The sequence below is a fragment of the Paraglaciecola arctica BSs20135 genome (assembly GCF_000314995.1).
In the GTDB taxonomy this organism is placed as follows: domain Bacteria; phylum Pseudomonadota; class Gammaproteobacteria; order Enterobacterales; family Alteromonadaceae; genus Paraglaciecola; species Paraglaciecola arctica.
Window position 1 is genome coordinate 1 of record NZ_BAEO01000034.1, and the last position, 12,795, is coordinate 12,795.

Here is a 12,795-nt window from a genome sequence, read left to right on the forward strand (position 1 = left end):
AAATGTGGCGTGAGCCCATTCTTGGGGTGTTGTTTGTTTTATTTCTTCGTCGTATATAAAATATAATTCCATATGTGAAATATACTTGCGAATGTAAAATAAATGTGAGATTCTTTATTCCGTTTTGTAAATGTAAATTATTTTTTTTGCTGGTGAAATATTATTTCCCCGCTGATAATTGACATAACTAAGTGGATATAACACATGAAACTAACAACTAGTACAAACCGCTATAATAAAAATAAAATTACTAAAGTGATGAATACAACTTTCACTGGCTTAGCTATTAGTACGCTAATTTTTACTAACCCAAGCTTTGCTCAGGAAAATGAAGATGATGTTGAGGTCATCCAAGTTTCTGGAATTAGAGGTAGTCTTGAAAAAGCGACTGAAGTTAAACGTTCACTTAGTGTGGTTGCTGATGTTATATCTGCTGAAGATATTGGTAAATTTCCAGACCAAAATTTAGCAGAGTCACTGCAACGAGTTAGTGGCGTGCAAATTTCTCGTAATCGAGGTGAAGGATCAGATGTTACTGTTCGTGGTCTTAGTCCTGACTTTACTCGTGTTCAGTTTAATGGACGTACATTGCCATCGGCCACAGGTGGTCGTAGCTTTGATTTTACTATTTTGCCTTCAGATTTTGTGAGTGCGTTAGAAGTCTATAAAACGCCGTCGGCAGATATGGAAGAAGGGGCTTTATCAGCAACAGTTAATGTGCGTACTCCTCGCCCATTATCATCGGCTGAAACATCTTTGGTGACCAGTATTAAAGCTGTTAGAGAAGATAATTCAGGAGAGACCAGTCCTGATATTTCCGCTTTGTATAACTTTGTTAATGACGATAAAACCTTCGGTATTACTTTAGGTGCGCATTATGACAGTCGTTCAGTAGAGTCACATATATATGAGGCGTTTGGCCTAGAGCCTGGTAGCGAAGGGAGTCGAGGACCCACTCCTACTCTTGATTATAATTTAGATGGCGATACAGATGATTCATTTCGATTTAACCATGCTACTAATTTCTCCCAGTTAAATGAAGAAAGAGAGCGTACTACCTTATTAGCCACTATGCAGTTTCGTCCGAGTGCTGATACAGATATTTGGCTCGAAACCATGTATTCGGAATTTGATATTGTAGGGGCGTTACCGCTTAATTCATTCCGTTGGACCAATGTATTAGGTTCAGTGGTGGACAGCGATATTGTTACCGACTCATTAGGCTCCGAGGGTTTGATTCAGCGCTTGGAAATAGCTGGTGTTGATAATCGCAATAATGCACGTACTACAGACTCTAATGATAAGTTGACTTCTTTTTCATTTGGAGCAAAACATACCATAAATGAAAATTGGGAAATTGAGGCTGAATTGTCTCATGCTAAGTCAGAAAACGTAATTTCAACTTTATCTCTTGAAGTTATCGGTAGAGCCAATGCCTATTACGATTTCAGTAACGATTATGGCGGTGTACCTGAAGTGGGTTATTCAGCAGGGTATGATCCACTAGATGGCAGTAGTTTTCGTTCAATAGGCGTTAACGGTAATCTTGATCGGCCAACAGAGGATACCAGCACCGATTTTCGAATTGACGTAGATCATTCAGTCGACTGGGGTATGGGCATTTATAGTCTTGAATTTGGTGCGAAATACACAGCTCGTGAAAAATTCAATGGTTTCAGGAGTATAGGTGTTAGTGCCGAGGTGTTGGCCGGTTTATTGGGCGAAACCTATGACCCAACAATCGAAGGTGGAAGTTTTGATGCTAGTGCTTACATGACTGCATATAATCCAAGTGGTTTCTTTGATGGTTATGGTGGGTCCGCTAGCTACCCGAGCCAGTGGTTATCTGCCGATGTCGGTAAATTGTTAGATACTGTTTCTTTGTCTACATTAGTGTCAAACGGTACCTTGACTGAAGGTGGGGCCAGTGAGATTAATGTTAAAGAAAACGTGTTAGCGGCTTATGCTAAAGTCAATTTTGAAGGTATGGATGACCGTCTAACCGGTAATTTTGGTATCCGGATTGTTTCGACAGATCAGGAATCCTCCGGGAATATTCCAGACTTTAGTACAATTCGTTTTGATCAAGGTGGTGCACAGACCTTTGTTGATACTAGTGAAAGCTCTGTTAGCCGCACTTATACCGAAATATTACCTAGCTTGAACATTAAGTACGATTTAACAGATGACGTGTTATTACGCTTTGGTGCCGCTCGTGTGATGTCGCGCCCATCTTTGACTGTTCTATCTCCCGCGACCACTATTAATGTGAATGTCAGAACGATTAATTCAAGCAACCCAAATGTTGACCCTTTCTTAGCAGATCAACTGGACTTCTCTGTTGAATGGTATTTTGAAGACGGTGGTATGTTCTCAGTGGCTCCATTTGTCAAATTCATTGATTCTTTTGTAGTGGCTTCTACCAACGAAGAGCAAGTCACTTACAGTGATTTAGACGGTAGTAATTCTGTCACAAGTACCTTTACTCGTTTCTTGCCAGACAATGGTAAAGGCAGTGATTTAACCGGTATTGAATTTAACTGGCAACAACCCTTGGACATTTTAGTTGAAGGTTTAGGATTTACAGCAAATTACACTATGGTAGATGCAGATAAAGTGCAAGCTTCTGAAGATGGTCCTTTACTTACTTTAGATGGCCTTTCAGAGACCAGTTACAACCTAGTGGCTTATTATGAAAACGACGTCTTTGGAGCTCGTTTTGCTTATAACTATCGCGATGGTTTTGTAAATAATGGCACAAACTATTTTGGTGATGGTTCGTTCACCGACGAATACAGCCAATTGGATTTTTCAGCCAGCTATAACGTTACCGAAAATGTATCAATTGATTTTGAAGCACTCAATATTACGGATGAAGTATTAATTCAGCTCAATTCACTGGGTATAAACCGTGGTTTGGAAGATGTGGGTAAACGCTTCACAATAGGAGTACGCGCTAAGTTCTAAAGATTTTTTATTGAACTTGTGGGGCGCTTTACTACTAGCGCCCCATTTTTACATCTTGATAGACACAAATATGGGTAAGGTAAATATGAGATTAGTATTTTTGACTTTGATAGTGACAGCAATAACAACTTTAGTTAGTTGTTCAGAAACTAAAGATGTGCCCACTGAAAGTCAAGTATCTCAAGTCCCCAGAATATTAACTGTGGGCGAGGTTTCATCTGATTATTCTGATTTAGCGGACGCGATAGACTATAGCCGCACTCTACTTAATGCTAAGCAGTCAGTTAAGATTGAATTAGCTGCAGGCACCTATTATTTAAATCAAACAATAGTGCTAGACCCACAATTTTCAGGAACGGCCGATCAACCTTTTGTGATAGCAGCAAAAGAGAACGCCCAAGTGGTTATTAGCGGTGCTAAGACAATTGAGTTGAATTGGCAACCTTATACTGAACAAATATTCCAAGCTAAAATTAGTGACCTAGAATTTACCCAGCTTTATATCAATGGCGCCTTACAACCTATGGCTAGGTATCCTAATTTTAACCCCGATGTAGCAATTTTTAATGGTTATGCAGAAGACGCAATAGCGCCTGAGCGCATTGCAACATGGTCAAATCCCGTTGGTGGCTTTGTTCATGCACTACACGAAAGTCGTTGGGGAGATATGCATTATCAAATTACTGGCCTAAATAGCGATAATAGTTTGCAATTAGAGGGGGGCTATCAGAATAACCGTCGTTCACCTATGCACCTGACATACCGTTTTGTAGAAAACATATTTGAAGAGCTTGATGCTCCTGGGGAATGGTATTTGGACAAAGCGAATAACACTCTTTATTTTTATCCCCCTAAAGGTGTAGATATTCACCAAGCAAAAGTAGAAGTGCCGCAACTCGATAACTTGATAGAGCTGCGTGGTACTCAAAGTCAGCCGGTTAAACATATACAAATTAGTGGCATTCAATTTAGCCACACTCAGCCTACTTTTATGCAAACCAAAGAACCACTTCTACGCAGTGACTGGGCAATTTATAGAGGAGGTGCCATTTTGTTAGATGGCACTGAACATATCCAAGTGAATGATTCAAAATTTAGTCAATTGGGTGGCAATGCTATTTTTGTCAGCAATTATAATCGTTTTGCCAAAATATTTAATAACCATATCCATGATATTGGGGCCAGTGCCGTGAGTTTTGTGGGCAACCCAAGTGCAGTTCGATCCCCTAGTTTTGAATACCATGAGTTTGTTTCAGAAACAGACTTAGATTTTCAGGTTGGACCTAAATCCGACCAATATCCAAGCCAATCGTTAGTTGATAACAATCTTATTCATGATATCGGGTTAATTGAAAAACAAGTGGCGGGTGTGCAGTTGTCGATGACATCTGAAATCACTGTCAGTCATAACTCGATTTATCGCGTTCCAAGAGCCGGTATTAATGTAAGCGAAGGTACTTGGGGTGGGCATATTATTGAATACAACGATGTGTTCGATACAGTGCTAGAAACCGGTGACCATGGCGCATTTAATTCATGGGGACGAGATAGATTTTGGCACCCAGACCGAGCGAAAATGGATGACATAAATCAACGTAATCCAGGTATGTACCTTTTAGATGCAATCAAACCAACTATCCTCCGTAATAATCGTTTCCAATGTGATCATGGATGGGATATTGATCTTGATGATGGGTCCTCAAACTATGAAATTTATAACAATGTCATGCTCAGCGGTGGCTTGAAATTACGTGAAGGTTTTAAACGTATTGCGACTAACAATATTATTTTGAATAACTCCTTCCATCCTCATGTGTGGTTTAAAAACAGTGAAGATGTGTTCACCCACAATATTTTGTTATCTGGGCATAAACCTATTTTGAATGATTATTGGGGGCAACAGATTGATCACAATTTGTTTGTGAATCAAGCCGATTTAAAGGCCGCGCAGGCTTTGGGGGTAGATAAACATTCAAAGTATGGTGAACCACAATTTGTCGCTCCAGAGCAAGGAAACTATCAACTGGCAGAAGGTTCATTAGGGCTTAAATTAGGTTTTGAAAATTTTCCAATGGATCAATTTGGTGTCCAAAATGATGCGCTCAAAGCGTTGGCTGAAACGCCTAAAAGTCCAGATCTATTTCTTGCGGCTGAAGATAGTCAGGTTGGTAAAACCTATGAATTATTAGGAGCCACACTTAAATCGGTGGAAACTTTGGGTGAACAATCGGCATTAGGTATCGCAGAAATAGCCGGTGCGATGGTACTGAAAGTTGACCCTAACAGCAAAATGGCTGTTGCAGGTATACAGACCTCGGACGTTATTTTAGAAGTAGTTGATAGTCAATTTGGTGGCAGTGACAAAGTGCTAGGCGTGAACGAGCTACTGGCCTCTTATCAGTCAAGAAAATGGCGCGGTGTGTTAGAAATAGTCATCTCACGAAACCAACAGCTACAGTCGGTCTCTATTAACTTGATTGACTAAAGTAATAATACTGAATTTCTATTTTTTACTTACTAAGTACCTAGTAACAATATGGTTAATATCGCGATATTTGGAGTTATCATGAACGTTTATTCAAATCAAAAGATTACAAAATATATATTAAGAGTAATGGGGGGCGTTTTATTAGTATTAGGTCTAATTTCTAGTGCATCAGCTAAAAATGTAAAACCTAATATTTTATTTATTTTGACAGACGATCAAAGTTATTCTGCATTGGGAGCTGCCGGTAATCATGAATTAGAAACTCCAAATATTGATCGGTTAGCTCAACAAGGAACGCAAATAACTCACACATTTAATCAGGGATCATGGTCTCCTGCTGTTTGCGCCCCAAGTCGCGCAATGATTAATACGGGAAGAAATCTTTATAGTACCGGCATTACTGACGGTACTTTAAAACTCGAAAAAAAGACGTCATACCCTTTGTGGGGAGAGACGTTTAAACAAGCGGGTTATGAAACATTTCTGACTGGGAAATGGCATGTCTCAAAGGAAGCGCTGCTTCGTAGCTTTGATCTAGGTACCGCCATACATGAAGGGGGAATGACTTATGATCAATACAACGCCAGTATGGTTGACCTGGATAGAAAAACTCACAAATTATCTGAGGTATACCCATCTATAAAGCACAGTAGCGAAATCATTGCCGACGCAGCTGTGGAGTACCTAGAGAAAAAGCCAGATGTTAATGATAAGCCATTTCTAATGTATGTGGGTTTCTTAGCGCCACATGATACAAGGCAATCCCCGAAAAGTTACGTTGATAAATATCCACAAGAAGCCATCCCTCTACCAAAGGCATTTAAAAAACAAAATACAGTAGATCAGGGCGATTTTTGGGTCCGTGATGAAGTGCTACTTGATATCCCCCGTAAACCAGATGAAGTGAAAAAATTTATTGGTGAGTATTACGCCATGATCAATCATATGGATACGCAGGTAGGGCGTATATTGGATTCACTGGAGAAGTCTCCCTATGCCGAAAATACCATCATTATTTTTACCTCAGACCATGGATTGGCCGTGGGTAAACATGGCTTGTTAGGTAAACAAAATCAGTATGATCATTCTATTCGTGCCCCTTTTATTATTGCAGGTAAAGGAATAGATAAAGGCCAAAAAATTAAGGGTAATATTTATCTTAATAGTGTATTTCCCACTACCGCTGAACTGGCAGGTATTGAAGTACCAAAATCTGTCCAAGCTTCTAGTTTTATGCCTTTGTTAAGGAAAGAAAAAGATTCTATGAATGAGTATATATATGGAGCTTACCGTCACTACCAACGCATGGTGAGAAGTGACAACTTTAAACTCATATATTATCCCGTCATTGGTCAAACACAGTTATTTGACCTTAAAAATGATCCGGACGAATTGCATAACCTTAGTGCGAAGCCAGCCTATAGAAAGCAATTGACGATGTTGCAAGACGAACTCTTGAAATTGATGACAGAACTTGAAGATCCAATAGACTTGGAAAATCCAGTTATTAGCTTTGAAAACGCCGGATACTCGACAGATGTCTGGAGAAAAGGTGTTTAAAAATGGCGTTAAGGATGGAAAAGTTTTACGAAATCCAAGAACGGTAGCGAGTAAATGCAAGTAATAGATTGGCTAACAGCTTTTTATGCTTATGTTGAGTGCCTCAATTAAACACAGTAGTTTTCAAAGTGAAAGCGTAGAAAATAATAATAACCGACAGGAAAGTGCGATGTCTAAAATCCCAGTAGTTGCAAAAGAAATGATTGTTCCCTTTATTCTGGTCGCCATGCTTTTTCCATTGTGGGGCTTCGCCAATGATGTCACTAATCCATTAGTTAAAGCGTTTAAAGATATTTTCTTAATCACTAATGCCCAGAGTAGTTTAGTGCAGTTCGCTTTCTATTTAGGCTACGGGATAATGGCGTTACCGGCGGCAATCTTTATTCGTAAATATTCCTATAAATCTGGGATTTTATTGGGCCTCGCTCTTTATGCATTAGGGGCTTTGTTATTTATTCCTGCTAGTGTGCAGCAAGAGTTTAACTATTTTCTTGCTGCTCTTTGCATTTTGACTTGTGGCTTGGCACTGCTGGAAACTACGGCTAATCCCTATGTTTTGTCTATGGGTGATCCGGCTACCGCCACTAAAAGACTTAATTTGGCGCAGGCTTTTAATCCTATTGGTTCGTTGACCGGTATGTTTGTTGCCTCGACTGTCATTTTAAATAAACTGCAAGTTGAAGAGTTTCGCGCTGCTGAGCGAGCCGCCCATCCTGAATATGCAGAAATGCTACCAAGTGTTATAGATGGGAAACTGACAACAGCGTTAAGTGAATTTGCAGTGAATCAGCCTATTGCCCATCAGGCCATGCAGGCCGCCGACTTAATCACTGTACGTGGGCCTTATATTGCTATTGCTGCTGTTGTAGGATTGTTATTTTTATTGTTTTTGTTCGTTAAGTTACCCAGTACTATTTCTCATAACAGCCCACTTACACTAAAGGAATTAGGGGCTACATTTAGACGTTTATTTGCTAATGGCCGTTACATTGAAGGCGTGGTCGCACAGGCTTTTTATGTTGGCGCACAAATTATGTGTTGGACCTTTATTATTCATTACGGCATGACGGCTGTGGGTCTTACTGCCTCGCAAGCCCAAGGTTATAACATTGTTGCTATGTCATTATTTCTAATCAGCCGTTTTGTGTGTACCTTTTTGCTCGGCTTTATCCGCCCTGGACATTTACTTATGCTGCTAGCGCTAGCTGGTATTGCGTTGGCATTGGGGACTATATTCTTGGGTGGAATGCTCGGCTTATATTGCTTAATTGGAATTTCTGCTTGTATGTCGTTGATGTTCCCAACTATTTACGGCATCGCTTTAAAAGATTTAGGCGATGATGCCAGTTTAGGTTCCGCTGGTTTGGTCATGGCTATAGTTGGCGGGGCATTGATGCCACCGTTACAAGCTTCAATGATTGACGCCGCGCCCATTATTGGCGCAATCCCTTCGGTAAGAACCTCATTTATATTACCCTTATTATGTTTTGTTGTGATTGCCATTTACGGCTATCGCGCTCACCACACCTATAAGGCCTAAACCATGAATAATCTGCGTTATTGTCTCACCTTGGAATTACAAGATGATGAGGAATTGATCCGTCAATACGAGCAATATCATCAGCCAGGTAATGTGTGGCCAGAGATACTCGAGAGTATTCGAGGTGCTGGCATTGAAAATATGCAAATTTTTAGGCTTGGCACCCAGTTGGTCATGGTATTAGACGTGGCTCCAGACTTTAGCTTTGAAGCAAAAGGCAAGTTAGATAGCGTCAACCCCAAAGTGCAGGAATGGGAGCGGTTAATGGAGCGTTTTCAAAGAGTTGATTCGACTCACGCAAATGCTGGGAAGTGGCAAGTCATGGAGCAAATATTTCAGCTCGATGCTCACTGAAGCACAACAGTAAACTTTATGAAGGGAATTTATTGTTTAAATTCCCTCTGTAATGTCATTTAAGATCCAGCGCGCATACGTATTCATCTATTTTTTTATGTTTGGACTTTATCTTTTACAAAGTTTGTTAATTATTTGTATTGATACATTTGTCAGATGTGTTCAACATTGCTGATTTATGTAAACTGAAACTTTGTAAATTAAAGCCTAACAAGGAAAAAGTATGCTCAAAGGTAAAATTTGTCAGCCTTTCATTCGAACCGTCGTTTTAACTCTATTATTTGGCTGCTTTTTTCAAGCTTGTTCGCCCTATCAACAAAACCATAATGATTCGACCGAATCGACTGCAATTACAGAGGAATTATCGGTAAAAGCGATGCGCTCTACTTTAGATGGAGAAAGTAGAATTATTAGTCTTAGGCTTGGTAATGATATTACTGCCGCTTACGACACTAAACGCTCTGTACTCTTTAAATTGTGGCGAGGGGATTTAGATTATTCAAGTGCCGTGTTTAATCAAAAACATGGCCCTCAGCCAACCTCTACTGGCCAAGCTTACGTGCTCAATGGTCAATCAAAATGGTCGGTTGATGGTGGTGATGTGTCTTATTTTGGGCATCAAATTTACGATGGCAAGGTAACCTTATTATACCGTGCTAAAGGCATACAAAATGGAGTTCAATGGCAAGCCGATATACAAGAAACACCTATAGCCAATATGTCAAAGTCAGACCTTATATTTTATCGACAATTTAATGTTGAAGGTTTACCGGCAAACATAGACTTAACCTTAGATACCTTAACGCCTTCCATTACTAACAAAACTTCGGGCGCTGCCATCTTTGATGAAATGACAACAACATTGTTTTTGGCAAATGGAGAGTCATCTTTTAGTCAGGAATATAGTGGGATTGTGCAACCCAAGGTACAACAGGAAGTAGCAGTCGAGCTAGAACACCCTGGTTTGTTATTGATTAAAAACAGCGATTGCGCAGGCTGCCATAATGCAGAAGTGAAGACAGTAGGACCCTCGTATCTAGCTATCGCAAATCGATACGCCTTTTTGAGTGGTGCTAGACAGATGTTGAGCCAAAAAATCATTCAAGGCGGTACAGGAAGTTGGGGGGAAATACCTATGACCCCTCATTCACAATTAAGTGAAGCAGATACTAACGTTATGCTTGATTATATTTTTAGCTTGAAAAAATCTGAAAATACAACTGCTGATGCTACTGATATTTTACTTGGTCTGCCTGCGGTGCCAGTGGAGTTAAACAATACAACGCCTAAATTTGAGGAAGGCATGTCAGGTGCTTATTTTTATCAACATAACTTGGTTGATAACACCGCTGATATTGAAAAAACACGTAAAAGTGCACCTTCTCTAGGTGGTTTTGCTCCGCAGATACATCTTCCCCGCGAAGAAGATTTTCGGCCTCCTAATCAAAACTTCATGTATCAAATTAAAACACATTTGAACCTAAAAGAGAGTGTGCATACACGACTAAGATTGGTGTCAGATGATGGTTCATATCTGTTTTTAAACGGCGAGCGAATTATTGATAATTGGGGCGCTCACGGTCCAATTGCTATAGACGCTGAAGTGCAGCTTGAGCCAGGGTTACATAGTCTTGAGATTTTTTACTATCAAGATGGTGGTGGCGCGTCTCTTTCGTTGCAATGGTTAGATCCAGTTTCACAAACCTATGAACTTATTCCTGCTGGCATATTGCAAGTACAGCAACAAGATCTGCGGGAAGTGGTGGCAGTATCAACAGACCCCAACTTAATCAAAAGTATAGCTGGTGATAAAATGGAAGTGGCGGGTGTACACCCTTCATTTGATCTTAGCCAAGCTAGGCCAGAAGTTTTTAAACCTATGGTGGGTGGTATTGATTTTCTTGACGACGGTCGCATGGTGGTGTCGACTTGGGATCCTGAAGGTTCTGTTTATTTAGTGGAAAATTTCCATGCTGCGCCAGATGACATAAAAGTAAAACGTATAGCCATAGGTTTGGCCGAACCCTTAGGGTTAAAGGTAGTCGATGGAGAGATCTACGTATTACAAAAACAAGAACTGACGCGTTTAGTCGATACCAATGGTGATGATATAATTGACCGCTACGAGTTGGTTTCCAATAATTGGTCTGTTACCACAAATTTCCATGAGTTTGCATTCGGTTTAGAATATCAAGACGGCTACTTTTATGCGGCCTTCGCTACCGCGATTTTACCCGGTGGTGCCAGCGCAAGCCCACAAGCATCGAGCCGTGGTAAAGCAGTCAAAATATCCAAAAATAGCGGCCAAGTGGAATTTATTGCCCATGGTTTACGCACCCCTAATAGTATTGGTCGTGGCATCGATAATCTGTTGTTTATTGCCGACAACCAAGGTGATTGGCTGCCTGCTTGCAAGATTGTAGAGCTGACACAAGATGCTTGGTATGGCTCGCGCTCGGTAGATTTTGCGGGCACCGCAAATCTAGAAGAAACGCTGCCAGTTGTATGGTTACCTCAAGGCGAAATTGGTAACTCAGCCAGTCAGCCAGCACCTTTAAATGTTGGCCCATATCAAAACCAGATGATCCATGGTGATGTGACGCACGGCGGTATAAAACGCGTATTTGCAGAGCGGGTGAATGGCCGTTTGCAAGGTGTGGTGTTTCGTTTTAGTCAGGGTTTAGAAGCGGGCGTTAATCGATTGAAATGGGCGCCAGATGGCAGCCTTATTGTCGGGGGCGTTGGTAACCCAGGTAATTGGTCACAATCAGGTAAAAAGTGGTATGGACTTCAAAACCTTAAATATAATCAGCAAAGTACCTTTGAAATGTTGAGTGTTAGCGCCCGCAGCGACGGATTTGAAATTACCTTTACTGAAGCCATAAAAGAAGGGCGTAATATTCAAGCCAGTGATTTTGAAATACAACAATATTATTTCGAACCTACTGCCGAATATGGCGGGCCCAAAAAAGGCCTTGAGGATCTTAATATTCAAGACATCTCCGTTTCAGCAGACCGCACAAAAGTACAAATAAAACTTGCTGGTTTAAAAGAAAAACATCTGGTGTATTTTAGAATTAACCGCGCTTTTGAAAGCCAAAACGATCATGAATTATGGACCACAGAAGCTTGGTATACCTTAAATGCCATTCCCTCGGGCAAACCACTCATTTTGAATAAGAACTACTCGGTTGCAAATAATACTCTCACAGAAAATGAAAAAGCCGCTGGTTGGGAATTACTGTTTGATGGCAATACCCTAGGGCATTTCAGAAACTATAACAGCGAAGCTATTGGCAGCCGCTGGCGAGTGGAAAATGGTACTTTGCACTTCGCAGGTAGGGCAGCAGACGAAAGCAACTGGCAGGCCAAAGAGGGCGGTGACATAGTTATTACATCCAAGCCACTAGAAAATTACGAGCTAAACCTAGAATGGAAAATTCAGCATGGTGGCAATAGTGGCATCATCTACAACGTAAAAGAGCGCGCTGATCTCGAGTTTCCTTTTCTTTCAGGACCCGAAATGCAAATACTCGATAATCCTCACCATTCAGACGGCCAAATTGTAAAACATCGAGCAGGTGATAACTATGATCTAATTGAAAGTCGCGTTGTCAGTGTTTTACCTGCAGGTTATTGGAACCAAGTGCGGCTAATAGTCAAAAAAGGGCATGTTGAACATTGGTTGAATGGCTATAAAGTGGTAGATGTGAAAATGCATACGCCCGAATGGAATGCGCTGATCGCACAAAGTAAATTTAAAGATTGGGAACACTTTGCAAAAACACCAGGTGGGCATATTGTTTTGCAAGATCATGGCGATGAAGTGTGGTTTAGAAATGTTAAGATAAAAGAACTTTAACTTTTCCGTGACTAGCACTACTTC

General features: G+C 40.6%; 6 protein-coding genes. All 6 read left to right on the forward strand.

Annotated elements, in window-relative coordinates; genetic code table 11:
- The first annotated feature begins 204 nt into the window (after window positions 1-204).
- The 6 genes from GARC_RS12595 (at window position 205) to GARC_RS12620 (ending at window position 12,771) form a co-directional block, all read left to right on the forward strand.
- Window positions 205-2,967 (forward strand): TonB-dependent receptor, encoded by a 2,763-nt coding sequence (locus GARC_RS12595; protein WP_007620599.1) that lies wholly within the window; start codon window positions 205-207, stop codon window positions 2,965-2,967.
- Window positions 2,968-3,052: 85 nt separating this feature from the next.
- Window positions 3,053-5,452 carry a PDZ domain-containing protein gene (locus GARC_RS12600; protein ID WP_007620601.1) on the forward strand — a complete coding sequence of 800 codons (2,400 nt, stop codon included), beginning with the start codon at window positions 3,053-3,055 and terminating at the stop codon, window positions 5,450-5,452.
- 81 nt (window positions 5,453-5,533) lie between these two features.
- Window positions 5,534-7,015 carry a sulfatase-like hydrolase/transferase gene (locus GARC_RS12605; protein WP_007620603.1) on the forward strand — a complete coding sequence of 494 codons (1,482 nt, stop codon included), beginning with the start codon at window positions 5,534-5,536 and terminating at the stop codon, window positions 7,013-7,015.
- A gap of 169 nt (window positions 7,016-7,184) precedes the next feature.
- Window positions 7,185-8,555, forward strand: coding sequence for an L-fucose:H+ symporter permease (fucP, locus tag GARC_RS12610; RefSeq protein ID WP_226989139.1), 1,371 nt, complete (start codon window positions 7,185-7,187; stop codon window positions 8,553-8,555).
- A 3-nt stretch (window positions 8,556-8,558) separates the two neighbouring features.
- Window positions 8,559-8,909 (forward strand): L-rhamnose mutarotase, encoded by a 351-nt coding sequence (locus GARC_RS12615; protein WP_007620607.1) that lies wholly within the window; start codon window positions 8,559-8,561, stop codon window positions 8,907-8,909.
- 223 nt (window positions 8,910-9,132) lie between these two features.
- Window positions 9,133-12,771 (forward strand): family 16 glycoside hydrolase, encoded by a 3,639-nt coding sequence (locus tag GARC_RS12620; protein ID WP_007620608.1) that lies wholly within the window; start codon window positions 9,133-9,135, stop codon window positions 12,769-12,771.
- Window positions 12,772-12,795 lie beyond the last annotated feature (24 nt).